Source organism: Enterobacter sp. 03-F-07-AD-ECC (assembly GCF_047530935.1).
In the GTDB taxonomy this organism is placed as follows: domain Bacteria; phylum Pseudomonadota; class Gammaproteobacteria; order Enterobacterales; family Enterobacteriaceae; genus Enterobacter; species Enterobacter cloacae.
Window position 1 is genome coordinate 138904 of record NZ_JBLKBZ010000001.1, and the last position, 26113, is coordinate 165016.

Here is a 26113-nt window from a genome sequence, read left to right on the forward strand (position 1 = left end):
GGAAAAAAAAGCAAAGTGTGGCCGCTGATAAAAAAATCAGTAAGTTGCTTTTTAATGAATGAGATTCAGTCCGCCCGGCTGCGGATAAGTCTGAATTAAATTGAATGAACGCACGCCTTCACAGGCAACAGACTGTAAAATAGAGTTTTTTCAGGTTAACCTGCAAGCGGGTGCGCCAGAAGTCGAAGGACTACCGGGCATTAAAGAGATGGAAGTCAAAGCAGTTTCGGTGGGCAAACATCATGATATGTGTTGTCCGCCTTATATGGGGCATCAAGCGATTATTGTTTTCCATGTTTCATTTTCCTTTCAGTAATTGAAAGCATGGTCATTTTATCCAGGAAAAAGCGATTAACTGTGAATTAGATCACCCTTAACCGATCAAATCAGAAATAATTATTCGTTTTCGATGAATATCGCAGATCAAAACACTGGTTTGTTGATGATGCGTTAACGGATTGTATTGTTTCTGTTTTGAATGAGCGAAAATAAGCCTAAATTATCGCTTATGGCTTATTTAAATGGAATTATGTGGGTGGGTTTGTTTTTATTGGAAATAAAATTGAATAGTTATTCAAAGCATAAACCGATAACCGATACCGGTTTCAGTTAATAAATGGCGAGGACGTGCGGGGTCGGTTTCAAGTTTCTGGCGCAGGTGGCCCATATATATGCGTAAATAGTGACTATGTTCCACGGCGTTGGGTCCCCACACCTGAGCCAGCAGCTGACGTTGGGTCAGCACCTTACCGTGGTTGTTGAGCAAAACCGCAAGCAGGCGGAACTCTATCGGCGTGAGATGGATCTCCTCTTCACCGCGCACAATACGTCGCGAAGCGAGATCAACGTGCACATCACCGAAAGTGTACGTTGGGTCGGCAGGCGTGGCGGCACCGTGGCGACGCAGCGCCACACGAAGGCGAGCCTGTAACTCACCAATCCCAAAAGGCTTAATAAGATAGTCGTCCGCCCCGGCATCCAGCGCGGCGATTTTATCTGACTCTTCGGTGCGTGCGGAGAGCACCAGAATGGGCATCTGGCTCCACTGGCGCACCTCGCGAATAAAATCGATACCGTCGCCATCCGGCAAACCGAGATCGAGGATCACCAGGTCCGGCTTGCGGGTAGCGGCTTCAATCAACCCGCGCTGGAGCGTACCGGCATCATGAACGCGCAGACCGTCACCTTCCAGCGCAGCGCGCAGAAACCGGCTAATGGCGAGTTCATCTTCTACAATCAGGACGTTGATCACAAATCCTCTGGTAATTCATCAAGTTCTGGCGGGGTGTCCAGAGGAAGTGTAACACAAAAACGTGCACCTCCTTCCGGGCGGTTCTCCGCCGAAATGGTGCCGCCATGGACGTCAATAATGGCCTGGCAGATCGCCAGACCCAGCCCAACCCCCGGAATGGCAGACTCTTTATTGCCCCGTGAGAATTTTTCGAATATCGCTTTTTCCTGCCCGGCAGGAATACCGGGTCCGGTGTCCCAGACGTCGAGCCGCAGGGTGTGATCTTCCACCGAAGCATTCACCCCAATTTGCGCGTGTGCTCCGGCATATTTACCCGCATTTTCCAGCAGATTAATTAACACCCGCTCAAACAGCGGGCCATCAACGTGAATTAATGTCAGGGGATCGGGCATGTTCAGGGCGATATGCCGTCCGCCGAGACCGGGCTCCAGCATTTTCAGCGCGCTTCCTACCACTTCCTCAAGCGTGAGCCACTCTTTTTTGAGGTTGAACCCGCCAGACTGTATCCGCGCCATATCGAGCAGGTTATTCACCAGCCGCGTGGTGTTCAGCACGTGCTGGCGGATCTCGCTGGCCTGCAGGGCGTGTTTTGAACATTCCGCCGCCAGATCCAGGGTCAGAATTTCCGACTGGCCAAACAGCACGGTGAGAGGCGTGCGAAGATCGTGTGAGAGCGCTGCCAGCAGCGAGTTGCGAATGCTTTCGCGCTCGCTTGCCAGCCGGGCCTGTTCTTCGCTGGCAGTCAGCGCCAGCCGCTCCAGGGCGCTGGCAACCAGCAACGTAAAGGTCTCGAGCAGCCTCTGCTGCTCGGGGATCATCAGCTGGCGCAGATTAGAAGGCTCGACGATGACCAGCCCCTGATTTTTATCCGCGCTGCGCAGCGGCAGGATCTGATACGGCACGCCGGGGAGGGTGTCTGTCCCTGCGCCTGCCGGTAACCCTTTATCGAAGCTCCAGCGTGCAATGGCCTCATCCCACGGCGTCATGCCCGTGGCCGACGTCAGCGGGCGCAGCTTACCGTGCTCATCCGGGAGTAAAATCAGGTTGCTGGCGTTAAATGTCGAGCGGATAAACTGCTCGCTGGTCTGGACGATATCCAGCGGCGTGCGGCCTACCGCCAGCGATTTAGACATCTCGTATAAATGTCGGGTGCGCTGTTCGCGATAGCGGGCGATACGCGCCTGATAGCGAACGCCTGCCGTCAGATTCCCGATCACCAGCCCGACGGTGAGCATGACGGCAAACGTGAGGACGTACTGTACGTCCGAGACGGCAAGCGTTCCGCGCGGGTCGATAAAGAAGAGATCGAAGCTGATGACGTTAATCACCGTCGCCAGGACTGACGGCCAGCGCCCGTAGAAGAGCGCCACCACCACCACGCCGAGCAGGTAGATCATCACCAGGTTGGCGGCATCAAACGCAATCAGCCACTGGCTGGCAATAAAGGTAATCAGGGCGCAAAGCACGACGGCGATAAGGCAACCGCGAAGCTGGATGCGCCATTTATCGGTGAACGTGCGGCTGTCTGGCGCGCGGTTGGGTAACGGCGTGGGTTTGTCATCCAGCGCCACGACCACCAGATCCAGGTCGGGTGCACGCCGGGCCAGTTTGTCGGCAAACGATTCGCGGCTAAACCAGCGCCGGTGCTGGCGACGGCCAATGACAATTTTGCCCAGGTTGTGCTCACGCGCGTAGCGCAGAATGGCTTTATCTTCCTGCGGATCGGAGAGGGTCGCGGTTTCCGCCCCCAGCTCCTGCGCCAGGCGCAGCGCACTCAGGATCGCGCGACGCTGGTTTTCTGGCAGGGCGTGAAGCTGCGGCGTTTCGACATACACCGCGTGCCAGACGCTGCCAAATTTCGCAGCCAGCCGGGCGGCGGTACGGACAAGCTTTTCATTGCCGCTACCGTGACCAATGCACAGCAGGATGGCATCCCGCGTATGCCAGACGCGTTCCTGTCCTTGCAGATCGCGCCAGGCACGCATCTGGTCATCCACGCGATCGGCGGTGCGGCGCAGGGCCAGTTCGCGCAGGGCGATCAGGTTGCCTTTACGAAAGAAGTGTTCGATAGCGCGTTCGGCCTGGCCTGCAATATAGACTTTCCCTTCATGCAGGCGCTGGCGCAGATCGTCTGGCGGCAGGTCCACCAGCACTACTTCATCAGCGGAGTCAAAGAACGGATCCGGCACCGTTTCGCGCACCTGAATGCCGGTCACGCCGCTGACCACGTCGTTCAGGCTTTCAAGATGCTGAACATTCACCGTAGTGAAGACGTCAATCCCGGCTTCAAGTAACTCTTCTACGTCCTGCCAGCGTTTGGGGTGGCGCGAGCCTGGCGCATTGCTGTGCGCCAGTTCGTCCATCAGAATAAGGGCGGGGCGGCGGGCGAGGGCGGCATCGAGATCAAACTCCGTCACCAGCCTGCCACGATGGCTGATACGGCGTGGAGGCTGCGTGGCCAGCCCCTTTAACAACGCCGCGGTCTCTTTACGGCCGTGGGTTTCCACCACGCCGATCAGAATATCGAGCCCCTGGGCCCGAAGCCGCTGAGCTTCTGTCAGCATGGCGAAGGTTTTCCCGACGCCCGCGCACGCGCCGAAGAAAATTTTCAGCTTGCCGCGATGGGCTTCAGCTGTCTGTTCGAGCAGCCTGTCAGGATCCGGGCGCAAGGGCTCGTCGGTCATTTAGTTATTCCTTAGCGCGTCCAGCGCCAGATTCAGCTCAACAATATTTACTACCGGCATGCCAATGAAACTGACCAGCGGCTTTTGCGTGTGCGCTGCCACCAGCTGGCTGACCTGCTCGACGCTCAGATGACGGGCCGCGGCGACGCGCGGTATCTGCCAGGCCACCGCTTCAGGCGTCAGGCTGTAGTCCAGCCCACTGGCGGAGGCGGTCACCAGTTCCACTGGAATCTCCCGGCTGGCCTGCGGGTTGGCGCTGCGCAGGGCCGCCACACGCTCAGCGATGGCTTTGTCCAGTTCAGGATTACTGCCCGCCAGGTTGCTCCCGCCGGATGCCATCGGATTATACGGGCTATCGGCGGTAGCGGAAGGGCGTCCCTGAAAGTACCGGGCGTCCGTAAAGTTTTGACCAATCAGGCGGGAGCCGCGGTTTTCACCCTGCTGTATGATCAGTGAGCCATTGGCCTGATCCTTGAACCACCACTGGCCCAGCGCGGTGGTCAGCAGCGGGTAAAGCCCACCTGTAATGAGAGACAGCAGAATAAACAGAAGTATAGCGGGACGTAACATCGTCATTTGATTCACCTTTTAAACCAGCCCGAACAGCGTTAACAGCAGGTCGATAGCTTTAATCCCGATAAAGGGCACCAGCAGCCCGCCCAGCCCGTAAATCCACAGGTTACGGCGCAGCATGGCAGCAGCCGTCAGCGGTTTATAGCTCACCCCTTTCAGCGCCAGCGGGATCAGGAAGACAATAATCAGGGCGTTGAAAATCACCGCACTGAGAATGGCCGAAGACGGGGAGTGCAGATGCATCACGTTCAGCGCGTTTAGCTGCGGATAGGTGGCCGCGAACGCTGCGGGAATAATGGCGAAATACTTCGCCACGTCATTGGCGATACTGAACGTGGTCAATGACCCGCGCGTCATCAGCATCTGTTTACCGATATGCACCACTTCAATCAGCTTGGTCGGGTTAGAGTCAAGGTCGACCATGTTGCCCGCCTCTTTTGCTGCCTGGGTACCGGAGTTCATCGCCACCGCCACGTCGGCCTGTGCGAGGGCAGGGGCGTCGTTGGTGCCGTCACCGGTCATCGCGACCAGACGACCTTCCGCCTGGTACTGACGGATCAACGCCAGCTTGGCTTCCGGTGTGGCTTCCGAGAGGAAATCATCCACGCCCGCTTCTGCGGCAATCGCGGCGGCAGTCAACCGGTTATCCCCGGTGATCATCACCGTTTTGATCCCCATTTTACGCAACTGGGCGAAACGCTCTTTAATGCCGCCTTTGACGATGTCCTTCAGCGCAATCACCCCCAGCACATTCGCCCCTTCGGCTACGACCAGCGGTGTGGCCCCCTGGCGGGCAACGCTCTCAACCAGATTGTCCACTTCCGGTGGAAAATGGCCGTTGTTGGCTTCAATGTGGCGACGAATGGCATCAACGGAACCTTTACGGATCATGCGCTCCTGAATGTTGATACCGCTCATTCGGGTTTGTGCCGTGAAGGGGACAAAAGTGGCGTGCAGGCTCTGCACATCACGCTGGCGCAGATTAAAGCGCTGTTTCGCCAGAATAACGATGCTGCGGCCTTCCGGCGTTTCATCGGCAAGAGACGAGAGCTGGGCGGCATCGGCCAGCGTTTTTTCATCCACGCCCGGGGCAGGTAAAAACTCGGAGGCCTGGCGGTTGCCGAGGGTGATGGTCCCGGTTTTATCCAGCAGCAGCACATCCACGTCACCGGCGGCCTCTACGGCGCGTCCGCTGGTGGCGATAACGTTCGCGCCCAGCATGCGGCTCATACCCGCCACGCCAATAGCGGAGAGCAGGCCGCCGATGGTGGTTGGGATCAGGCAGACCAGCAGCGCCACCAGCACGGTGATGCTGACCGCGGTGCCCGCGTAGCTGGAGAAGGGCCACAGCGTGGCGGTAGCCAACAGGAAGACGATGGTCAGCGCCACCAGCAGAATGGTGAGGGCAATTTCGTTGGGTGTTTTACGACGCTGCGCGCCCTCAACCATGGCGATCATCCGGTCGAGGAAGGTTTCGCCTGGGTTGACGCTGCACTGGATCACCAGCCAGTCGGAGAGAATACGCGTCCCGCCCGTGACCGAGGCGAAGTCACCGCCAGATTCACGAATGACCGGCGCAGATTCCCCGGTAATGGCGCTCTCGTCTACCGAAGCGCCCCCTTCAATGACTTCGCCATCACAGGGGATGATGTCACCGGCTTCCACCAGCACCACATCGCCTTTACGCAGCTCATCTGCCGGCACGTGGTCCATCTGCGCGCCGTATTTTGGCTCACGTAATTTACGTGCGAAGGCGGTCTTTTTTACCCCTTTCAGGCTGTTGGCCTGCGCTTTACTGCGGCCTTCCGCCAGCGCCTCGGCAAAGTTGGCAAACAGCACGGTAAACCACAGCCACAGGCTGATGGCTCCGGTGAACATCGCGTTGCCCGGGAGGTGACCCGTTCCCATGGCAATCGCCAGGACGGTAGTCAGCACGCTGCCTGCCCAGACGATAAACATCACCGGGTTGTGCCACTGTACGCGCGGGCTCAGCTTTTTCACCGCATCCATGAGGGCCTGACGAACTAACGACGGTTCGAACAGGGCCAGTTGTTTACGACTCATGACAATTCTCCGCAAAATCAGCGTAAAGAGAGGGTTTCCGCGACCGGGCCTAACGCGAGGGCGGGGATAAAGGTCAGGGCGCCTACCAGCAACACGGTGCCGGTCAGCAGGCCAATAAACAGCGCACCGTGTGTCGGTAATGTACCGGTGGTGGTCGGTTGGATTTTTTTATTCACCAGCGATCCGGCGATGGCCATCACCGGCACAATCACGCCGAAGCGGCCGACAAACATGCAGAAAGCCAGCAGACAGTTCCAGAAAGGCGAGTTGGCACTTAAGCCTGCAAAGGCGCTGCCGTTGTTGTTCGCCGCAGACGAGACGGCGTAGAGCACTTCACTAAAACCATGGATACCCGGGTTAAAGATGCCGCTGCGGCCGGCTTCGGTCATCAGTGCCAGCGCGGTACCGAGCAGCACGAGGGCAGGCGTGACCAGAATGGCCAGCGCGGTTAATTTCATTTCCCGGACGTCGATTTTTTTGCCCAGGTATTCCGGGGTACGGCCAATCATCAGACCGGCGATAAACACCGCCAGCAGCACAAACAGCAGCATGCCGTAAAGACCAGAGCCCACGCCGCCAAACACCACTTCGCCAATCTGCATCAGCCACATTGGGATCATGCCACCCAGTGCCGTAAAGGAGTCATGCATGGCGTTAACCGCCCCGCACGAGGCTGCGGTGGTAACCACGGCAAACAAACTGCTGGACAGGATGCCAAAGCGACTCTCTTTCCCTTCCATGTTGATTGCGCTGTCAGCGCCCAGCGTCAGGAAATGCGGATTACCTTTCCATTCCGCCCACATCACCAGCGCGACGCAGACCACGAAGATCAGAGACATGGTCCACAGAAGGGTGCGTCCCTGACGGCGGTCGTTGACCACATCGCCAAAGGCAAAACAGAGCGCGGCGGGGATCAGGAAGATCGCCAGCATTTCGACAAAGTTGGTCAGCGCTGTTGGGTTTTCAAACGGATGCGACGAGTTGGCGTTGAAGAAGCCACCGCCGTTAGTCCCGAGCATCTTAATGGCTTCCTGCGACGCCACCGGCCCCATAGGCAAAAGCTGTTTTGCCCCTTCCAGAGAAGTATACGGCGCGTAGGGCAGCAGGTTTTGCAGGGTACCTTGCTGAATAAAGAACAGCGCGATAATGAGGGCAACAGGGAGCAGTATCCACAGCGTGATGCGTGTCAGATCGACCCATGCGTTGCCCAGCGTGCTGATATTTTGACGCGCAAAGGCACGCGTGAGCGCGAAGATCACCGCAATACCGGTGGCAGCAGAGAGGAAGTTTTGCACGGTTAACCCGGCCATCTGGCTAAAGTAGCTCAGCGTGGTTTCCCCGGCATAGGACTGCCAGTTGGTGTTAGTGACAAAGCTGACTGCCGTGTTCAGCGCCAGATGCCAGGACAGACCCGGCAACTGCTGTGGATTGAGCGGTAAGCTCCCCTGCAGCATCAGCATGCTGAAGAGGACGATGAGGCCGACAATATTCAGCAGCAGGATCGCCATCAGATACTGGCGCCAGTTCATTTCCCCCTCCCGAATGCCCAGAACGCGCCAGATCCCTTTTTCAACGCGACCTGCCACCGGCAGCGCCACGTTGTTAATCATCCTTGCCAGCACTGTTCCCAGCGGTCTTGCCAGCAGGAACAACACCCCTAAAAAACTGGCAATAAGCAAAAACGCCTGAGCAGCCATCAGAATGCCTCCGCATTAATCAGGGCATAAACCAGATAACCCAATAACAGGAATACCAGCACGATGCCGGCAATAAGGCCTGCACTCACAATCCACCTCCGGGTGACATTTGTATTTGTGCTAACGGTAGGATTTATGGCGCAAAGATTTCGCAAAAATCAGGACGAGGGGTGTAAAAAAAGTATAAAAATGGCAAAGCCCACAATTTAACTATTGATAAGTAAATCGTTAACTTTTTTGTAACTTAATTACGGTGTGAATGTAAATTTTGGCTAAACGGCTAAAAATAAGTGGTCGGATGAGTAGTAAAATTACAAACAAAGCGATATTATTTTATCCAGGTCACAGTTTTTGAATTTTCCGGAGTCAGTTTCCGGCCAACTACAGGGGAGAAAAATATGGATCTTTATAAAGAGTATCCGGCTCATATCGTGTTCATGCGTCGCGCTTTCGCCGTAGTGGCTGGCGTGCTGGCCCTGCCGGTGATGTTGTTCTGGAAAGATCGCGCACGTTTTTACAGCTATCTGCACCGCGTCTGGGCAAAAACCAGCGAGAAGCCGGTATGGATGGATCAGGCCGAAAAAGCGACCTGTGATTTCTACTGATAAAAAAGACTACACACAGCAATAAACAAACCGCCTACAGCAATGTGGCGGTTTTTTTTGTCCCTCCGGATTCGCGGTTCGTTGGGTGGTTTTCAGGCATATCTTCTTATTCTGAGTCATCAACAGCCACTACCTTATTTCATCCTGTCTACACTTCATGGCAAAGTAGTTCAATGCGTGCCTTTTTCGTTTTACGGCATGCCCTTACGGACATAATGGACAATTGCCTGGAGTTTTATGCCCACCCATCTGGTTTGGTTTCGCGCGGATCTGCGCCTGCATGACAACATCGCCCTGGCGGCAGCCTGTCGCTCTGAACACGCCCGCGTGCTGGCGCTGTTTATCGCTACTCCTGGACAGTGGCAGCAGCATGATATGGCCCCCCGACAAGCCGCTTATCTCTGTTCGCATCTGAATGCCCTGCAACGTTCGCTGGCGGAAAAAGGCATTCCGTTGATTTACAAAGAGGTCAGCGATTTTACCGCTCAGCTCAGCGCGGTACAGGAGGTATGTCAGCAGAACGACGTCACGCATCTTTTTTACAACTACCAGTACGAATTCAATGAACAGCAGCGCGATCGCGAGCTTGAGCGCATCCTCGGGGATGTAGAGTGTCAGGGATTTGATGACAGCGTCATGCTGGCGCCGGGCAGCGTAATGACCGGCAATCGCGAGATGTATAAGGTCTTTACGCCGTTTAAAAATGCATTTATCAAACGGCTGAAACAGGCGTTGCCGGAGTGTGTTGCCGCGCCGTCCGCACGAGGGGAGTGTGTAAACGACCTGCCTGAACTGACGTTTGACTATCCGCAACAGGCGTATGAGCACTCTTTATTCCCGGCTGATGAAAAAGCGGCAATCGCGCAGCTGCGCCAGTTCTGCAAAACGGGGGCGGCCGCTTACGAGGCACGCCGGGATTTCCCCGCCATTGAAGGTACCAGCCGGTTGTCGGCCTGTTTAGCGCTGGGCGTGCTTTCTCCGCGCCAGTGTTTACACCGTCTTCTGGCAGAGCAGCCCCAGGCGCTGGAGGGGAGCGCTGGCTCGGTATGGCTTAACGAGCTTATCTGGCGCGAATTCTACCGTCATCTGATGACGTATCATCCTGAATTATGTAAACATCGTCCTTTCATTCGCTGGACTGAAAATGTGCAGTGGCAGCAAAACGAGATGCTGCTGCAGGCCTGGCAAAAGGGTGAAACCGGCTACCCGATTGTGGACGCCGCGATGCGCCAGCTGAATGAAACCGGATGGATGCACAACCGCCTGCGGATGATTACCGCCAGCTTCCTGGTGAAAGATCTGCTTATCGACTGGCGTGTCGGGGAGCGGTATTTTATTTCTCAGCTGATCGATGGCGATCTCGCGGCGAATAACGGCGGCTGGCAATGGGCGGCCTCGACCGGAACCGATGCGGCACCTTACTTCCGGATTTTTAATCCCACCACGCAGGGACAAAAATTTGATGCGGACGGGACGTTTATCCGCCACTGGTTGCCTGCGCTGAAAGCGGTTCCCGCTAAGGCGATCCACGACCCGTGGGCATGGGCGGACAAACAGGGCGTAACGCTCGATTATCCTCGTCCGATTGTTGAACATAAACAGGCACGCGTCGCCACGCTGGCGGCGTACGAAGCGGCCCGCAAAGCGTAAGAGAGTCATGATGAAAAATACCGAACTGGAAAGTCTGATCAACGAAAAACTGAACAGCAGTGCCTTCAGCGACTACGGCCCGAACGGGTTACAGGTTGAAGGGCGCGACACGGTGCAAAAAATTATCACCGGTGTGACCGCCAGTCAGGCGTTGCTGGATGAAGCCGTGCGTCAGGAGGCCGATGCGGTCATCGTCCATCACGGCTATTTCTGGAAGAACGAATCACCGATCGTTCGCGGCATGAAGCGCAACCGACTGAAAACGTTGCTGGCGAATGATATCAACCTCTATGGCTATCACCTGCCGCTGGACGCTCATCCCGAGCTTGGCAACAACGTCCAGCTCGCGCAGCTGTTAGGGATCACCGTGATGGGTGAAATTGAGCCGCTGGTACCGTGGGGCGAGCTGTCGATGCCGGTACCGGGTCTTGAGCTGGCCTCCTGGATTGAAGCTCGTCTGGGCCGCCGTCCGCTGTGGAGCGGCGATACCGGCCCGGATACGGTGAAGCGTGTCGCCTGGTGCACCGGTGGCGGTCAGGGCTTTATCGATAGCGCCGCGCGTTTTGGTGTTGATGCCTTTATTACCGGGGAAGTCTCCGAGCAGACCATCCATTCAGCCCGTGAACAGGGGCTGCATTTTTACGCGGCAGGTCACCACGCCACCGAGCGCGGCGGCATTCGCGCCCTGAGCGAATGGCTGACCGAAAATACCGATCTGGATGTCACCTTTATTGATATCCCTAACCCGGCCTGATGAGAGGTACCTGAGTGCAGCGAGCGCGTTGTTATCTTCTGGGGGAAACGGCGGTGGTGCTGGAGCTGGAGCCGCCCGTCACCCTTGCTACCCAAAAGCGTATCTGGCGGTTAACGCAGCGTCTGGTGGATGTGCCGGAGGTGGTTGAAGCGATCCCGGGGATGAATAACATCACCGTGGTGCTGCGTAATCCGCATATGCTGGCACTGGATGCCATTGAACGTTTACAGCGCTGGTGGGAGGAGAGCGAAGCGCTGGAGCCGGAATCCCGCACGATTGAGATCCCGGTGGTGTATGGGGGCACAGGGGGACCCGATCTTGGCGTGGTGGCTGAACACAGTGGGCTAACCGAAAAACAGGTCGTTGAGCTGCACGCCTCTGTTGATTATGTGGTCTGGTTTTTGGGATTCCAGCCGGGCTTCCCGTATCTGGGCGGACTCCCTTCGGCACTGCATACGCCACGTCGCGCTGAGCCGCGCCTGAGCGTGCCGGCGGGTACCGTCGCGATTGGCGGCGAACAGACGGGCATTTATCCGCTGGCGTCGCCGGGGGGCTGGCAGCTTATCGGACACACGTCGATGCCGTTATTTGAACCGGGCCTGGACTCGCCGGTCCTCCTGCGTCCTGGCGACACCCTTCGCTTTATTCCGCAGAAGGAGGGGGTATGTTAACGCTTATTCGCGCCGGGCTTTACACCTCTGTTCAGGATGCGGGTCGCTTTGGCATGCGCCAGTCTGGCGTGAGCTACTGTGGCGCGCTGGACAGGCCAGCACTGGAGATTGCCAATGTGCTGGTGGGCAATCCCGGCAATACGGCTGCGCTCGAAATTACGCTGGGGCAGTGTGTCATTGAATTTAGTCAGGAGACCTGGTTTGCGTTAACCGGCGCCGGGTGCGATGCCACGCTTGATGGCAAAGCGGTCTGGACCGGCTGGCGGCTGCGGGCAAAAGCCGGACAGCGTTTAACGCTTAAGCGTCCTCAGCATGGGGTTCGCAGTTATCTTGCCGTTGCCGGTGGGATTGACGTGCCGGAGGTGCTGGGCTCATCCAGTACCGATCAGAAAGCCGGAATTGGCGGCCACGAAGGACGTTTGTTGCGCGATGGCGATCGTCTGGCGATAAAACCGTCAACGCGGCACTTTTCAACCGCGCAGGGTGTAAAACAGCTCCTGTGGGGAAACCAGATCCGCGCCCTGCCGGGGCCGGAGTATCAGGAATTTGATGAGGTGTCTCAGGAGACTTTCTGGCGCTCGCCGTGGAAGATTAGCCCGCAGAGTAACCGCATGGGGTATCGTCTTCAGGGGCAGCCGCTGACCCGTACGACGGACCGCGAGCTGCTTTCACACGGTCTGTTGCCCGGCGTCATTCAGGTACCGGGTAACGGTCAACCGATTGTGTTGATGAACGATGCACAGACCACGGGCGGTTACCCGCGCATCGCCTGCATTATTGAGGCCGATCGCTACCATCTGGCGCAAATCCCGCTCGGACAGCCGATTCACTTCGTGCAATGCTCCCTGGAGGAGGCGCTGAAGGCGCGGCAGGACCAGCAGCGTTATCTGGAACAACTGGCGTGGAGGCTTGATGGTAAAGATTGATTTAAACGCCGATCTGGGCGAGGGCGGCAGCGCCGACGCTGAACTGATGACCCTGGTCACCTCGGTGAATATCGCCTGCGGTTTTCACGCGGGTGATGCCCAAACGATGCTGGTGAGCGTGCGCAATGCCATCAAAAACGGCGTAGCGATAGGGGCGCATCCGAGCTTCCCTGACCGGGAGAATTTTGGTCGCACGGCGATGGATCTCCCGCCCGAGACGGTCTACGCCCAGACGCTTTACCAGATTGGCGCGCTCGAGGCGATTGTGCGTTCGCAGCAGGGCGCGCTGCGCCACGTGAAGCCGCACGGCATGCTCTATAATCAGGCGGCGAACGACCCCGCGCTGGCTGAGGCCATCGCCCGGGCGGTGTTCGATTGCAACCTACAACTGATCCTGGTTGGCCTGGCGGGGAGCGAGCTGATTCGCGCCGGTCAGCGTCTGGGGTTAACCACCCGCCAGGAAGTGTTTGCCGACCGAGGCTATCAGCCCGACGGAACCCTGGTTCCCCGTTCCCGGCCCAACGCGCTGATCACCGATGAGTCTCTGGCGCTGGCGCAGACCCTTCAGATGGTGCGCGAGGGAACAGTAACAACGGTTGAAGGTAATACGGCCAGCGTTCAGGCTGACACAGTATGCTTACACGGTGATGGCGAGCACGCGCTGCAGTTTGCCCGCCGCTTACGGGCGGCGTTTGCAGAGCAGGGGATCCTCGTCAGCGCCTGAAAATCATAAGGATAAAGAGATGCCAGAAGGCCCGGAGATCCGCCGCGCTGCGGATAGCCTCGAGGCGGCGATAAAAGGCAAACCCCTGACGGACGTCTGGTTTGCTTTTCCTCAACTGAAGCCGTTTGAAGCACCGCTGGTGGGACAAACGGTGACCCACATCGAAACGCGGGGAAAGGCGTTACTCACGCATTTTTCTCATAACCTGACGTTATACAGCCACAACCAGCTTTATGGCGTCTGGCGGGTGGTTAACGCCAACGAGCAGCCGCAAACCACCCGTGTGCTGCGCGTCAGGCTGCAAACCGCGGATAAAGCGATTTTGCTCTATAGCGCGTCTGATATCGAAATGTTAACGCCGGAGCAACTGCTTACGCACCCGTTCTTACAGCGGGTCGGGCCGGACGTGCTGGATATGCGTCTGACGGCGAACGATGTCAAAGCCCGCCTGTTATCCCCTAAATTCCGCAACCGGCAATTTTCCGGGCTACTGCTCGATCAGGCGTTCCTGGCCGGATTAGGCAATTACCTTCGCGTCGAAATTCTCTGGGAGGCCGGGCTGGCACCACAGCATAAAGCGTCGCAGTTGAGGGATGATCAGCTGGAAGTGCTCTCTCACGCGCTGCTGGATATTCCGCGGCTATCGTACAACACCCGCGGCGTGGTAGATGACAACAAGCATCACGGGGCGCTATTCCGCTTTAAGGTGTTTCATCGGGCGGGGAAGAGGTGCGAGCGGTGCGGTGGGGTGATTGAGAAGACAACGCTCTCTTCACGACCGTTTTACTGGTGTCCCGGGTGCCAGAGGTAAAAAGTAAAACGGTAACCCTCAGGTTACCGTTTTTTAATGTTTTCACCCTCTCCCGGTGGGAGAGGGCCGGGGTGAGGGCATCAGGCCGCACCCACGTCTTTTAGCGCTTAAGATCAGACTTAAAATCACGCTGCTCGTAGCCGGTATACAGCTGACGAGGACGGGCGATTTTCATGCCTTCGCTGTGCATTTCGTTCCAGTGCGCAATCCAGCCCACGGTACGCGCCATGGCGAAAATCACGGTGAACATGGATGACGGAATGCCCATCGCTTTCAGAATAATGCCAGAGTAGAAGTCTACGTTCGGGTAGAGTTTCTTCTCGATGAAGTACGGGTCGTTCAGCGCGATGTGTTCCAGCTCCATCGCCACTTCCAGCAGATCGTCTTTGGTGCCCAGCTCTTTCAGCACTTCGTGGCAGGTTTCACGCATCACGGTTGCACGTGGGTCGTAGTTTTTGTACACACGGTGACCGAAGCCCATCAGACGGAAGGAGTCATTCTTGTCTTTCGCGCGGCGCACGAATTCAGGAATGTGCTCAACGGTGCTGATCTCTTCCAGCATCTTCAGTGCAGCTTCGTTCGCGCCGCCGTGCGCCGGTCCCCACAGGGAGGCGATGCCCGCAGCGATACAGGCGAACGGGTTCGCACCTGAAGAGCCTGCGGTACGGACGGTGGAGGTAGAGGCGTTCTGTTCATGGTCAGCGTGCAGGATCAGAATACGGTCCATCGCGCGTTCCAGCACCGGGTTCACTTCGTACTCTTCGCACGGCGTGGAGAACATCATGCGCAGGAAGTTACCGGCATAGGAGAGGTCGTTACGTGGATACACGAACGGCTGACCGATGGAGTATTTGTAACACATCGCTGCCATGGTTGGCATTTTGGACAGCAGGCGGAACGCTGCGATATCGCGGTGGCGTGGGTTATTCACGTCAAGGGAGTCGTGGTAGAACGCCGCCAGCGCACCGGTAATCCCGCACATCACCGCCATCGGGTGAGAGTCACGACGGAACGCATGGAACAGACGGGTAATCTGCTCATGGATCATGGTGTGACGGGTGACGGTGGTTTTGAATTCATCATACTGAGCCTGCGTCGGCTTTTCGCCGTTCAGCAGGATGTAGCACACTTCCAGATAGTTGGATTCGGTGGCTAACTGATCGATGGGGAAGCCGCGATGGAGCAGGATACCTTCGTCACCGTCAATGTAGGTGATTTTGGATTCGCAAGATGCGGTAGAGGTAAATCCAGGGTCAAAGGTGAACACTCCTTTGGAACCCAGCGTACGGATATCAATAACATCCTGACCGAGCGTGCCTTTTAGCACATCCAGTTCAATAGCATCACCACCGTTGAGGGTGAGTTTTGCCTTTGTATCAGCCATTTACGGTCTCCTTAGCGCCTTATGCTTAAGACTGCGCTTTACCGGATTTGCTTTCAGCTGTTAATCACCGTTACCAGATTGTTATTTGGCTTACCGCTCAGCTCACGAGGACAAACCAGGGTACAGAGCTATGGCGCCTTGCAGGTAAACGAATGAAATATCAGTGAAACAACAGCAAATCAGCGTTTTTGCAGTCCGAATTTTTCAAACCTGTATATCACTAATAACTGTCCTGATAACTTCGGTCAATACCATCACACTGTTACATAACTATTTGTCAGGTGAAAGAGAGACCTCATAACTTTTGCGCATTATATGCCTTTTCTGATGACGTTTGTAACAATATTGTTTAACATTTGTCAAATCAGATGATTAAAAATTAAAAAGATGTTGTTATCGTGACCCTGATCACTGTTCCAGAGAAAACCCGACAAACTGTATGTAGGTTAATTGTAATGATTTTGTGAACGGCCTATACTGCCGCCAGGTCTCCGGAACACCCTGCAATCCCGAGCCACCCAGCGTTGTAACGTGTCGTTTTAGCATTTGGAAGCAATGTTTTGCATGACGCGCAGTTATAGAAAAGGAACGCTGTCTGACCCGCATCGCAGTCCGGAGGAAGGAAACAATAAGAACAGCATGTGGGCGTTATTCATGATAAGAAATGTGAAAAAACAAAGACCTGTCAATCTGGATCTCAAAACGATCCGGTTCCCCGTAACAGCAATAGCGTCCATTCTGCACCGTGTATCGGGTGTGATTACGTTTGTGGCGGTAGGCATTCTGCTGTGGTTACTGGGCACCAGCCTCTCTTCTCCTGAAGGATTCCTCCAGGCCTCTGCCATCATGAACAGCTTCTTCGTGAAATTCATCATGTGGGGCATTCTGACCGCGCTGGCGTACCACGTTGTGGTGGGTATTCGCCATATGCTGATGGACTTTGGTTACCTGGAAGAGACTTTCGAAGCCGGGAAACGTTCCGCTAACATTTCATTTGTGATTACAGTCGTGCTTTCACTTCTCGCAGGAGTTCTCGTATGGTAAGCAACGCCTCCGCATTAGGACGCAACGGCGTACATGACTTCATTCTGGTCCGTGCTACCGCCATCGTTCTCACCCTCTACATCATCTATATGATCGGTTTCTTCGCGACCAGCGGCACGCTGACGTGGGAAATCTGGAGTGGGTTCTTCGGATCTGCCTTCACCAAAGTGTTCACCCTGCTGGCGCTGTTCTCCATTCTTATTCATGCCTGGATTGGCATGTGGCAGGTGTTGACCGATTACGTTAAACCGCTGGCGATTCGCCTTCCTCTGCAACTGGCCATTGTCGTTGCACTGGTGGTTTACGTTATTTATGGATTCGTTGTGGTGTGGGGTGTGTAATGAAACTGCCAGTCAGAGAATTTGATGCTGTTGTGATTGGTGCGGGTGGCGCAGGTATGCGCGCCGCGCTGCAAATTTCCCAGAGCGGCCAGACCTGTGCGCTGCTCTCTAAAGTATTCCCGACCCGTTCCCACACGGTATCTGCGCAGGGCGGTATTACCGTTGCGCTGGGTAACTCCCATGAAGATAACTGGGAATGGCACATGTACGACACGGTAAAAGGGTCCGACTACATCGGCGACCAGGATGCCATCGAATATATGTGTAAGACTGGCCCGGAAGCGATTCTGGAGCTGGATCATATGGGTCTGCCGTTCTCCCGTCTGGAAAATGGCACCATCTATCAACGTCCGTTTGGCGGCCAGTCGAAAAACTTCGGCGGCGAGCAGGCGGCACGTACCGCGGCAGCGGCTGACCGTACCGGTCACGCGCTACTGCATACTCTGTATCAGCAGAACCTGAAAAACCACACTACTATCTTCTCCGAGTGGTATGCGCTGGATCTGGTGAAAAACGCCGATGGCGCGATTGTTGGTTGTACCGCGCTGTGCATTGAAACTGGTGAAGTGGTCTACTTCAAAGCGCGCGCAACCGTGCTGGCGACCGGCGGTGCAGGGCGTATTTACCAGTCCACCACTAACGCCCACATCAATACCGGTGACGGCGTTGGGATGGCTATCCGCGCTGGCGTTCCGGTGCAGGATATGGAGATGTGGCAGTTCCACCCAACCGGTATCGCCGGTGCGGGTGTTCTGGTGACAGAAGGCTGCCGTGGTGAAGGCGGTTACCTGCTGAACAAACACGGCGAACGTTTCATGGAACGCTATGCCCCGAATGCGAAAGACCTGGCGGGTCGTGACGTGGTGGCGCGTTCCATCATGATCGAAATCCGTGAAGGTCGCGGCTGTGATGGCCCATGGGGTCCACACGCCAAGCTGAAACTCGACCACTTGGGTAAAGAGGTACTGGAATCCCGTCTGCCGGGCATTCTGGAGCTGTCCCGTACCTTCGCCCACGTCGACCCGGTGAAAGAGCCGATTCCGGTTATCCCTACTTGCCACTACATGATGGGCGGTATTCCGACCAAAGTGACCGGTCAGGCATTGACCGTGAACGAGCAGGGCGAAGATGTGGTCATCCCAGGACTGTTCGCGGTAGGCGAAATTGCCTGTGTGTCCGTACACGGTGCCAACCGTCTGGGGGGGAACTCCCTGCTGGACCTGGTGGTGTTTGGCCGTGCGGTGGGTCTGCACCTGCAGGAATCCATTGCCGAACAGGGCGCGCTGCGTGACGCCACTGACGACGAAATTGATGCATCGCTTGAGCGTCTGAACCGCTGGAACGGTAACCGTAACGGTGAAGATCCGGTGGAAATCCGCAAAGCGCTGCAGGAATGTATGCAGCACAACTTCTCGGTATTCCGTGAAGGTGACACGATGGCGAAAGGTCTTGAGCAGCTGAAAGCGATCCGCGAGCGCCTGAAAAACGCCCGTCTGGATGATACTTCCAGCGAGTTCAACACCCAGCGCGTTGAGTGTCTGGAGCTGGATAACCTGATGGAAACCGCGTTCGCAACCGCGATGTCGGCCAACTTCCGTACCGAAAGCCGTGGCGCGCATAGCCGCTTCGACTTCCCGGATCGTGACGATGAAAACTGGCTGTGCCATTCCCTGTATCTGCCAGAGTCGGAAACCATGACGCGCCGTCAGGTGAACATGGAACCGAAACTGCGTCCGGCGTTCCCGCCGAAGATTCGTACTTACTAATGCGGAGACAGGACAATGAAACTCGAATTCTCAGTTTATCGTTATAACCCGGATGTAGATGACGCTCCGCGCATGCAGGATTACACGCTGGAAGCGGAAGAAGGTCGTGACATGATGCTGCTGGATGCGTTAATCCAGCTGAAAGAAAAAGATCCGACACTGTCGTTCCGTCGCTCCTGCCGTGAAGGGGTGTGTGGCTCTGACGGCGTCAACATGAACGGCAAAAATGGTCTGGCCTGCATCACGCCAATTTCCGCGTTGCAGCGCCCGGGCCAGAAAATTGTTATCCGTCCTCTGCCAGGCCTGCCGGTCGTGCGTGATTTGGTGGTAGACATGGGGCAATTCTATGCACAATATGAGAAGATTAAACCTTACTTATTGAATAATGGGCAAAATCCACCCGCTCGTGAGCATTTACAGTCTCCTGAGCAGCGTGAAAAACTCGACGGCTTGTATGAGTGTATTCTCTGTGCATGTTGTTCAACGTCGTGCCCGTCGTTCTGGTGGAACCCGGACAAGTTCATCGGCCCGGCCGGTCTGCTGGCTGCCTATCGCTTCCTGATCGATAGCCGCGACACCGAAACCGATAGTCGTCTGGAAGGTTTAAGTGACGCTTTCAGCGTATTCCGCTGCCATAGCATCATGAACTGCGTCAGTGTGTGTCCGAAGGGGCTGAACCCGACGCGCGCCATCGGCCATATTAAGTCGATGCTGCTGCAGCGCAGTGCGTAAGTAAGTAGTGAGAGGGGGCGCTGTTCCCCCTCACCCTAACCCTCTCCCAAAGGGAGAGGGGATAGATTGCAGAAACCTTTAAAAACTGCCCTGAAGTCTAGACAGTTTCTAAAGGTTCCTTCGCGGGCCAAAGTAAAAGAGCTCGCAGGTGAACCCCGGCACGTACACGCGGTGTGCGTGGTAGTTTCTACGGCGAAAGTAAGCATAAAAATGCTTAAGGGATCACGATGCAGAACGGCGCAATGAAAGCCTGGCTGGACTCTTCTTACCTCTCTGGTGCCAACCAGAGCTGGATAGAACAGCTCTATGAAGACTTCTTAACCGATCCTGACTCAGTGGACGCAAACTGGCGTTCCATGTTCCAGCAGTTGCCTGGCACGGGAGTCAAACCGGATCAATTCCATTCCAAAACACGTGATTATTTCCGTCGTCTGGCGAAGGATGCCTCACGTTACTCTTCTGCGATTTCCGACCCTGACACCAACGCGAAGCAGGTTAAAGTCCTGCAGCTTATTAACGCTTATCGCTTCCGCGGTCACCAGCATGCGAATCTCGATCCGCTGGGACTGTGGAAACAAGACCGTGTGGCGGATCTCGATCCGGCGTATCACGATCTGACCGAGGCCGATTTCCAGGAAAGCTTTAACGTAGGTTCTTTTGCCATCGGTAAAGACACGATGAAGCTGGGCGATCTGATCGACGCCCTCAAGCAAACCTACTGCGGCTCCATCGGCGCGGAATACATGCATATCACTTCTACCGAAGAGAAACGCTGGATCCAGCAGCGTATCGAATCCGTAGCGGGCCACGCGACCTTCTCGGCTGACGAGAAAAAACGCTTCCTGAACGAACTGACCGCAGCGGAAGGGCTTGAGCGCTATCTGGGCGCGAAGTTCCCGGGCGCAAAACGCTTCTCGCTGGAAGGCGGCGATGCGTTAGTGCCAATGCTGAAAGAGCTGATTCGTCATGCAGGCAAGAGCGGTACCCGTGAAGTGGTACTGGGCATGGCGCACCGTGGTCGTCTGAACGTGCTGGTCAACGTGCTGGGTAAAAAACCGCAGGACCTGTTCGACGAATTCGCGGGCAAACATAAAGAACATCTCGGCACCGGTGACGTGAAGTACCACATGGGCTTCTCGTCTGATATCGAAACCGAAGGCGGTCTGGTTCACCTGGCGCTGGCGTTTAACCCGTCGCATCTGGAGATCGTCAGCCCGGTAGTTATCGGTTCCGTGCGTGCGCGTCTGGATCGTCTGGACGAGCCAAGCAGCAACAAAGTGCTGCCAATCACCATTCACGGTGATGCGGCGGTCACAGGGCAGGGCGTGGTTCAGGAAACCCTGAACATGTCCAAAGCGCGTGGTTATGAAGTGGGCGGTACCGTTCGTATCGTCATCAACAACCAGGTGGGCTTCACAACGTCTAACCCGCTGGATGCGCGTTCAACCCCTTACTGCACCGACATCGGCAAGATGGTACAGGCGCCAATCTTCCACGTGAACGCGGATGACCCGGAAGCGGTCGCCTTCGTGACCCGTCTGGCGCTGGACTTCCGTAACACCTTCAAACGCGATGTGTTCATCGACCTGTTCTGCTACCGCCGTCACGGCCACAACGAAGCCGACGAGCCAAGTGCAACCCAGCCGTTGATGTACCAGAAAATCAAAAAACACCCGACGCCGCGCAAAATCTACGCTGACAAGCTGGAAAGCGAAAAAGTGGCGACGCTGGAAGATGCGACCGAAATGGTCAACCTCTACCGCGACGCGCTGGATGCGGGTGAGTGCGTGGTGAAAGAGCTGCGTCCGATGAACATGCACTCCTTTACCTGGTCGCCGTACCTCAACCACGAGTGGGATGAGAGTTACCCGAACAAGGTCGAGATGAAGCGCCTGCAGGAGCTGGCTAAACGCATCAGCACCGTGCCAGACGCCATCGAGATGCAGTCTCGCGTGGCAAAAATTTATGCTGACCGTCAGTCTATGGCGGCAGGTGAGAAGCTGTTCGACTGGGGCGGTGCAGAAACGCTGGCTTACGCGACGCTGGTTGACGAAGGTATTCCTGTTCGTCTGTCCGGTGAAGATGCGGGCCGTGGCACCTTCTTCCACCGCCACGCGGTAGTTCACAACCAGTCTAACGGTTCAACCTACACCCCGCTGCAGCACGTGCACAACGGTCAGGGCCAGTTCAAGGTCTGGGACTCCGTGCTCTCTGAAGAAGCGGTGCTGGCCTTCGAATACGGTTACGCTACCGCAGAGCCGCGTACGCTGACCATCTGGGAAGCGCAGTTCGGTGACTTCGCCAACGGTGCTCAGGTGGTTATCGACCAGTTCATCTCTTCTGGCGAACAGAAATGGGGCCGTATGTGTGGCCTGGTGATGCTCCTGCCACATGGTTATGAAGGCCAGGGTCCTGAGCACTCCTCCGCGCGCCTGGAACGTTATCTGCAGCTCTGCGCTGAGCAGAATATGCAGGTTTGCGTACCGTCCACCCCGGCTCAGGTTTACCACATGCTGCGTCGTCAGGCGCTGCGCGGTATGCGCCGTCCGCTGGTGGTCATGTCACCAAAATCCCTGCTGCGTCACCCACTGGCGGTGTCCAGCCTGGATGAGCTGGCGAATGGCACCTTCCTGCCTGCCATCGGTGAGATTGATGAACTGGATCCGCAGGCTGTGAAGCGTGTGGTGATGTGTTCTGGTAAGGTTTATTACGACCTGCTGGAACAGCGCCGTAAGAACGATCAGAAAGATGTCGCCATCGTGCGTATCGAACAGCTTTATCCATTCCCGCACCAGGCGGTGCAGGAAGCGCTGAAACCGTACGCTCACGTACATGATTTTGTCTGGTGCCAGGAAGAGCCGCTCAACCAGGGCGCATGGTACTGCAGCCAGCATCATTTCCGTGAAGTGATTCCATTTGGGTCTGCTCTGCGTTATGCAGGTCGCCCGGCCTCCGCCTCTCCGGCGGTAGGGTATATGTCCGTTCACCAGAAGCAGCAACAAGATCTGGTCAATGACGCGCTGAACGTCGATTAATTAAAGGATACATAATGAGTAGCGTAGATATTCTTGTTCCCGACCTGCCTGAATCTGTAGCAGATGCGACCGTCGCTACCTGGCATAAAAAACCAGGCGATGCCGTTAAGCGCGATGAAGTGCTGGTAGAAATCGAAACTGACAAAGTGGTACTGGAAGTACCGGCTTCGGCGGATGGCGTTCTGGACGCGGTGCTGGAAGACGAAGGCACCACCGTAACCTCTCGCCAGATCCTGGGTCGCCTGCGTGAAGGCAACAGCGCGGGCAAAGAGTCCAGCGCGAAGTCTGAAGAGAAAGCCTCTACGCCGGCTCAGCGCCAGCAGGCTTCTCTGGAAGAACAGACCAACGACGCGCTCAGCCCGGCGATCCGTCGCCTGCTGGCTGAACACAGCCTTGACCCGGCAGCCATCAAAGGTACCGGTGTAGGCGGTCGTCTGACCCGTGAAGACATCGACAAACACCTGGCGAAAGCGCCTGCTCAGGCAGAAGCGAAAGCCCCTGTGGCAGCCCCAGCAGCACAGCCTGCTCTGGGTGCGCGCAGTGAAAAACGCGTGCCAATGACTCGCCTGCGTAAGCGTGTGGCAGAGCGTCTGCTGGAAGCGAAAAACTCCACCGCGATGCTGACCACCTTCAACGAAGTGAACATGAAGCCAATCATGGACCTGCGTAAGCAGTACGGTGACGCGTTTGAAAAACGTCACGGTATCCGTCTGGGCTTTATGTCCTTCTACGTGAAAGCGGTTGTTGAAGCGCTGAAACGCTACCCGGAAGTGAACGCGTCCATTGATGGTGATGACGTGGTTTACCACAACTATTTCGACGTCAGCATGGCGGTGTCTACGCCACGTGGTCTGGTGACTCCGGTTCTGCGTGATGTGGATACCCTGGGTATGGCCGACATCGAGAAAAATATTAAAGAGCTGGCCGTGAAAGGCCGCGACGGCAAGCTGACCGTAGACGACCTGACCGGCGGTAACTTCACCATTACCAACGGTGGCGTATTTGGCTCGCTGATGTCTACCCCGATCATCAACCCGCCGCAGAGCGCGATCCTGGGTATGCACGCCATTAAAGATCGTCCGATGGCGGTAGACGGTAAAGTGGAGATCCTGCCAATGATGTATCTGGCGCTCTCTTACGATCACCGTCTGATCGACGGCCGCGAGTCCGTGGGCTTCCTGGTAGCGATTAAAGAGCTGCTGGAAGATCCAACGCGTCTGCTGCTGGACGTCTAGTCCCTTTTAGCATCACCTGCCCTGTAGGCCGGATACGCCTTGCACCGGCCTGCAGGTTTGAAGATAACGATTACCCTGAAGGATGGATAGAACACATGAACTTACATGAATATCAGGCCAAACAGCTGTTTGCCCGGTATGGCTTACCGGCTCCGGTGGGTTATGCCTGTACTACCCCGCGTGAAGCAGAAGAAGCCGCATCTAAAATCGGTTCCGGCCCGTGGGTAGTTAAATGTCAGGTTCACGCTGGTGGCCGTGGTAAAGCGGGCGGTGTGAAGGTTGTTAAGAGCAAAGAAGAAATTCGTGCGTTTGCTGAACATTGGCTCGGCAAGCGTCTGGTCACTTACCAGACAGATGCGAACGGCCAGCCAGTCAACCAGATCCTGGTTGAAGCGGCAACCGACATCGCGAAAGAGCTGTATCTGGGCGCGGTGGTAGACCGTAGCTCGCGTCGCGTGGTGTTCATGGCGTCTACCGAAGGCGGCGTGGAAATCGAAAAAGTGGCAGAAGAGACGCCACACCTGATCCATAAAGTGGCTATCGATCCACTGGCAGGTCCAATGCCTTACCAGGGCCGTGAGCTGGCGTTCAAACTGGGTCTGGAAGGCAAGCTGGTTCAGCAGTTCACCAAGATCTTCATGGGTCTGGCGACCATCTTCCTGGAGCGCGATCTGGCGCTGATCGAGATCAACCCGCTGGTGATCACCACTCAGGGCGATCTGATCTGCCTCGATGGCAAACTGGGTGCTGACGGCAATGCCCTGTTCCGCCAGCCGGATCTGCGCGAAATGCGTGACCAGTCTCAGGAAGACCCGCGTGAAGCACAGGCTGCTCAGTGGGAACTGAACTACGTGGCGCTGGATGGCAACATCGGCTGCATGGTTAACGGTGCGGGCCTGGCGATGGGCACCATGGACATCGTTAAGCTGCACGGCGGCGAGCCAGCGAACTTCCTCGACGTAGGCGGTGGCGCAACCAAAGAGCGCGTAACCGAAGCGTTCAAAATCATTCTCTCTGACGACAACGTGAAAGCCGTTCTGGTGAACATCTTCGGCGGTATCGTACGTTGCGACCTGATCGCAGACGGCATCATCGGCGCGGTAGAAGAAGTGGGCGTTAACGTTCCGGTTGTTGTGCGTCTTGAAGGTAACAACGCTGAACTCGGCGCGAAAAAACTGGCTGACAGCGGCCTGAATATTATTGCAGCGAAAAGTCTGACGGATGCAGCTCAGCAGGTTGTTGCCGCAGTGGAGGGGAAATAATGTCAGTTTTAATCAATAAAGATACCAAGGTTATCTGCCAGGGCTTCACCGGTAGCCAGGGGACTTTCCACTCCGAGCAGGCGATTGCCTACGGTACGCAGATGGTTGGCGGCGTAACACCAGGTAAAGGTGGCACCACGCACCTGGGCCTGCCGGTGTTTAACACCGTGCGTGAAGCCGTAGAAGCGACGGGCGCAACCGCGACCGTTATCTACGTTCCGGCACCGTTCTGCAAAGACTCCATTCTGGAAGCAATCGACGCAGGCATCAAACTGATCATCACCATCACTGAAGGTATCCCGACGCTGGATATGCTGACCGTGAAAGTGAAGCTGGACGAAGCGGGCGTGCGCATGATCGGCCCGAACTGCCCGGGCGTGATCACCCCAGGCGAATGCAAAATCGGCATCATGCCAGGTCACATTCACAAGCCGGGTAAAGTGGGCATCGTTTCCCGTTCCGGTACGCTGACCTATGAAGCGGTTAAGCAGACCACCGACTACGGCTTCGGCCAGTCCACCTGTGTGGGCATCGGCGGTGACCCAATCCCAGGCTCTAACTTCATCGACATCCTGAAGCTGTTCCAGGAAGATCCACAGACCGAAGCGATCGTCATGATCGGTGAGATCGGTGGTAGCGCGGAAGAAGAAGCGGCTGCTTACATCAAAGAACACGTAACCAAGCCAGTAGTCGGTTACATCGCGGGTGTGACCGCGCCGAAAGGTAAGCGTATGGGTCACGCAGGCGCGATTATCGCCGGTGGTAAAGGTACGGCTGATGAGAAATTCGCAGCGCTGGAAGCCGCAGGCGTGAAGACCGTTCGCAGCCTGGCGGATATCGGCGAAGCACTGAAATCCATCATTAAGTAAGTCCTCTCTGCGCCCTGAAAGGGGCGCGTTGAAA

At 56.2% G+C, this 26113-nt stretch carries 23 protein-coding genes; 15 read left to right on the forward strand and 8 right to left on the reverse strand.

All coding sequences use genetic code 11. The annotated features are described in order from the left end of the window. Nucleotides 1–190: 190 nt before the first annotated feature. The 7 genes from speFL to kdpF all read right to left on the reverse strand — a co-directional run bounded on the left by speFL (nucleotide 191) and on the right by kdpF (nucleotide 8359). Nucleotides 191–295, reverse strand: a complete 105-nt coding sequence (speFL, locus tag ACMWKA_RS00690; RefSeq protein ID WP_003858645.1) for a leader peptide SpeFL — start codon at nucleotides 293–295, stop codon at nucleotides 191–193. 279 nt (nucleotides 296–574) lie between these two features. Further along, nucleotides 575–1252: a two-component system response regulator KdpE gene (gene kdpE / locus ACMWKA_RS00695; RefSeq protein ID WP_013097557.1), complete on the reverse strand. Its 678-nt coding sequence runs from the start codon at nucleotides 1250–1252 to the stop codon at nucleotides 575–577. Further along, a complete protein-coding gene (gene kdpD / locus ACMWKA_RS00700) occupies nucleotides 1249–3936 on the reverse strand; it encodes a two-component system sensor histidine kinase KdpD (RefSeq protein WP_414759904.1) in 2688 nt (895 codons plus the stop codon). Before kdpD ends, kdpE begins: the two co-directional genes overlap by 4 nt. Beyond that, nucleotides 3937–4512: a potassium-transporting ATPase subunit KdpC gene (kdpC, locus tag ACMWKA_RS00705; RefSeq protein ID WP_013097555.1), complete on the reverse strand. Its 576-nt coding sequence runs from the start codon at nucleotides 4510–4512 to the stop codon at nucleotides 3937–3939. 12 nt (nucleotides 4513–4524) lie between these two features. Continuing rightward, entirely contained in the window at nucleotides 4525–6573 is a 2049-nt protein-coding gene (kdpB, locus tag ACMWKA_RS00710) for a potassium-transporting ATPase subunit KdpB (RefSeq protein WP_029883015.1), read from the reverse strand. Nucleotides 6574–6590: 17 nt separating this feature from the next. Next, complete coding sequence (gene kdpA, locus ACMWKA_RS00715; RefSeq protein ID WP_108453330.1) at nucleotides 6591–8270, reverse strand: potassium-transporting ATPase subunit KdpA; 1680 nt, start codon at nucleotides 8268–8270, stop codon at nucleotides 6591–6593. Next, nucleotides 8270–8359 carry a K(+)-transporting ATPase subunit F gene (kdpF, locus tag ACMWKA_RS00720; protein ID WP_014069365.1) on the reverse strand — a complete coding sequence of 30 codons (90 nt, stop codon included), beginning with the start codon at nucleotides 8357–8359 and terminating at the stop codon, nucleotides 8270–8272. Before kdpF ends, kdpA begins: the two co-directional genes overlap by 1 nt. A 309-nt stretch (nucleotides 8360–8668) precedes the next feature. Here kdpF and ACMWKA_RS00725 point away from each other — a divergent pair, with 309 nt between their 5' ends. The 7 genes from ACMWKA_RS00725 to nei all read left to right on the forward strand — a co-directional run bounded on the left by ACMWKA_RS00725 (nucleotide 8669) and on the right by nei (nucleotide 14411). Further along, entirely contained in the window at nucleotides 8669–8875 is a 207-nt protein-coding gene (locus ACMWKA_RS00725) for a YbfA family protein (protein WP_013097552.1), read from the forward strand. Between the two features lie 237 nt (nucleotides 8876–9112). Next, a complete protein-coding gene (phrB, locus tag ACMWKA_RS00730) occupies nucleotides 9113–10525 on the forward strand; it encodes a deoxyribodipyrimidine photo-lyase (RefSeq protein WP_414759905.1) in 1413 nt (470 codons plus the stop codon). 10 nt (nucleotides 10526–10535) lie between these two features. Then, a complete protein-coding gene (locus tag ACMWKA_RS00735; RefSeq protein WP_023621132.1) occupies nucleotides 10536–11279 on the forward strand; it encodes a type 2 GTP cyclohydrolase I in 744 nt (247 codons plus the stop codon). Between the two features lie 14 nt (nucleotides 11280–11293). Beyond that, a complete protein-coding gene (gene pxpB / locus ACMWKA_RS00740; protein WP_029883019.1) occupies nucleotides 11294–11950 on the forward strand; it encodes a 5-oxoprolinase subunit PxpB in 657 nt (218 codons plus the stop codon). Next, entirely contained in the window at nucleotides 11944–12876 is a 933-nt protein-coding gene (gene pxpC, locus ACMWKA_RS00745; RefSeq protein WP_414759906.1) for a 5-oxoprolinase subunit PxpC, read from the forward strand. The genes pxpB and pxpC overlap by 7 nt, the downstream gene beginning before the upstream one ends. After that, complete coding sequence (gene pxpA, locus ACMWKA_RS00750; protein WP_414759907.1) at nucleotides 12863–13600, forward strand: 5-oxoprolinase subunit PxpA; 738 nt, start codon at nucleotides 12863–12865, stop codon at nucleotides 13598–13600. Before pxpC ends, pxpA begins: the two co-directional genes overlap by 14 nt. A gap of 19 nt (nucleotides 13601–13619) precedes the next feature. Further along, on the forward strand, nucleotides 13620–14411 hold the full coding sequence (gene nei, locus ACMWKA_RS00755; protein WP_333038319.1) for an endonuclease VIII: 792 nt from the start codon (nucleotides 13620–13622) through the stop codon (nucleotides 14409–14411). Nucleotides 14412–14511: 100 nt separating this feature from the next. Here the strand turns inward: nei and ACMWKA_RS00760 are convergent, their stop codons facing one another. Then, complete coding sequence (locus ACMWKA_RS00760) at nucleotides 14512–15795, reverse strand: citrate synthase (RefSeq protein ID WP_013097545.1); 1284 nt, start codon at nucleotides 15793–15795, stop codon at nucleotides 14512–14514. 639 nt (nucleotides 15796–16434) lie between these two features. On the opposite strand from ACMWKA_RS00760, the gene sdhC reads away from it, so the two are divergent. The 8 genes from sdhC (at nucleotide 16435) to sucD (ending at nucleotide 26079) form a co-directional block, all read left to right on the forward strand. After that, nucleotides 16435–16839, forward strand: coding sequence for a succinate dehydrogenase cytochrome b556 subunit (gene sdhC / locus ACMWKA_RS00765; RefSeq protein WP_044159455.1), 405 nt, complete (start codon nucleotides 16435–16437; stop codon nucleotides 16837–16839). Then, a complete protein-coding gene (sdhD, locus tag ACMWKA_RS00770) occupies nucleotides 16833–17180 on the forward strand; it encodes a succinate dehydrogenase membrane anchor subunit (RefSeq protein WP_008501088.1) in 348 nt (115 codons plus the stop codon). Before sdhC ends, sdhD begins: the two co-directional genes overlap by 7 nt. Then, entirely contained in the window at nucleotides 17180–18946 is a 1767-nt protein-coding gene (sdhA, locus tag ACMWKA_RS00775; protein ID WP_414759908.1) for a succinate dehydrogenase flavoprotein subunit, read from the forward strand. The genes sdhD and sdhA overlap by 1 nt, the downstream gene beginning before the upstream one ends. A 15-nt stretch (nucleotides 18947–18961) precedes the next feature. After that, nucleotides 18962–19678: a succinate dehydrogenase iron-sulfur subunit SdhB gene (gene sdhB, locus ACMWKA_RS00780; RefSeq protein WP_008501090.1), complete on the forward strand. Its 717-nt coding sequence runs from the start codon at nucleotides 18962–18964 to the stop codon at nucleotides 19676–19678. Nucleotides 19679–19905: 227 nt separating this feature from the next. Next, a complete protein-coding gene (gene sucA / locus ACMWKA_RS00785) occupies nucleotides 19906–22713 on the forward strand; it encodes a 2-oxoglutarate dehydrogenase E1 component (protein WP_023622290.1) in 2808 nt (935 codons plus the stop codon). A 14-nt stretch (nucleotides 22714–22727) separates the two neighbouring features. Then, the gene (odhB, locus tag ACMWKA_RS00790; protein ID WP_013097540.1) at nucleotides 22728–23948 is read left to right on the forward strand and encodes a 2-oxoglutarate dehydrogenase complex dihydrolipoyllysine-residue succinyltransferase; all 1221 of its coding nucleotides are present in this window, start codon (nucleotides 22728–22730) and stop codon (nucleotides 23946–23948) included. A gap of 95 nt (nucleotides 23949–24043) precedes the next feature. Further along, on the forward strand, nucleotides 24044–25210 hold the full coding sequence (gene sucC / locus ACMWKA_RS00795; protein WP_006809579.1) for an ADP-forming succinate--CoA ligase subunit beta: 1167 nt from the start codon (nucleotides 24044–24046) through the stop codon (nucleotides 25208–25210). Beyond that, complete coding sequence (gene sucD / locus ACMWKA_RS00800; RefSeq protein ID WP_008501094.1) at nucleotides 25210–26079, forward strand: succinate--CoA ligase subunit alpha; 870 nt, start codon at nucleotides 25210–25212, stop codon at nucleotides 26077–26079. The genes sucC and sucD overlap by 1 nt, the downstream gene beginning before the upstream one ends. The last annotated feature ends 34 nt before the right edge of the window (nucleotides 26080–26113 follow it).

What these genes read in the sequence shown, in the direction of transcription:
- sdhB (WP_008501090.1), top strand. Translation starts at nt 18,962, where the DNA reads ATGAAACTCGAATTCTCAGTTTATCGTTATAACCCGGATGTAGATGAC.
- sucD (WP_008501094.1), top strand. Translation starts at nt 25,210, where the DNA reads ATGTCAGTTTTAATCAATAAAGATACCAAGGTTATCTGCCAGGGCTTC.
- speFL (WP_003858645.1), bottom strand. Translation starts at nt 295, where the DNA reads ATGGAAAACAATAATCGCTTGATGCCCCATATAAGGCGGACAACACAT.
- pxpA (WP_414759907.1), top strand. Translation starts at nt 12,863, where the DNA reads ATGGTAAAGATTGATTTAAACGCCGATCTGGGCGAGGGCGGCAGCGCC.
- kdpB (WP_029883015.1), bottom strand. Translation starts at nt 6,573, where the DNA reads ATGAGTCGTAAACAACTGGCCCTGTTCGAACCGTCGTTAGTTCGTCAG.
- ACMWKA_RS00725 (WP_013097552.1), top strand. Translation starts at nt 8,669, where the DNA reads ATGGATCTTTATAAAGAGTATCCGGCTCATATCGTGTTCATGCGTCGC.
- nei (WP_333038319.1), top strand. Translation starts at nt 13,620, where the DNA reads ATGCCAGAAGGCCCGGAGATCCGCCGCGCTGCGGATAGCCTCGAGGCG.
- kdpD (WP_414759904.1), bottom strand. Translation starts at nt 3,936, where the DNA reads ATGACCGACGAGCCCTTGCGCCCGGATCCTGACAGGCTGCTCGAACAG.
- phrB (WP_414759905.1), top strand. Translation starts at nt 9,113, where the DNA reads ATGCCCACCCATCTGGTTTGGTTTCGCGCGGATCTGCGCCTGCATGAC.
- ACMWKA_RS00760 (WP_013097545.1), bottom strand. Translation starts at nt 15,795, where the DNA reads ATGGCTGATACAAAGGCAAAACTCACCCTCAACGGTGGTGATGCTATT.
- sdhA (WP_414759908.1), top strand. Translation starts at nt 17,180, where the DNA reads ATGAAACTGCCAGTCAGAGAATTTGATGCTGTTGTGATTGGTGCGGGT.
- pxpC (WP_414759906.1), top strand. Translation starts at nt 11,944, where the DNA reads ATGTTAACGCTTATTCGCGCCGGGCTTTACACCTCTGTTCAGGATGCG.
- kdpA (WP_108453330.1), bottom strand. Translation starts at nt 8,270, where the DNA reads ATGGCTGCTCAGGCGTTTTTGCTTATTGCCAGTTTTTTAGGGGTGTTG.
- kdpC (WP_013097555.1), bottom strand. Translation starts at nt 4,512, where the DNA reads ATGACGATGTTACGTCCCGCTATACTTCTGTTTATTCTGCTGTCTCTC.
- ACMWKA_RS00735 (WP_023621132.1), top strand. Translation starts at nt 10,536, where the DNA reads ATGAAAAATACCGAACTGGAAAGTCTGATCAACGAAAAACTGAACAGC.
- sucC (WP_006809579.1), top strand. Translation starts at nt 24,044, where the DNA reads ATGAACTTACATGAATATCAGGCCAAACAGCTGTTTGCCCGGTATGGC.
- sdhD (WP_008501088.1), top strand. Translation starts at nt 16,833, where the DNA reads ATGGTAAGCAACGCCTCCGCATTAGGACGCAACGGCGTACATGACTTC.
- sdhC (WP_044159455.1), top strand. Translation starts at nt 16,435, where the DNA reads ATGTGGGCGTTATTCATGATAAGAAATGTGAAAAAACAAAGACCTGTC.
- odhB (WP_013097540.1), top strand. Translation starts at nt 22,728, where the DNA reads ATGAGTAGCGTAGATATTCTTGTTCCCGACCTGCCTGAATCTGTAGCA.
- sucA (WP_023622290.1), top strand. Translation starts at nt 19,906, where the DNA reads ATGCAGAACGGCGCAATGAAAGCCTGGCTGGACTCTTCTTACCTCTCT.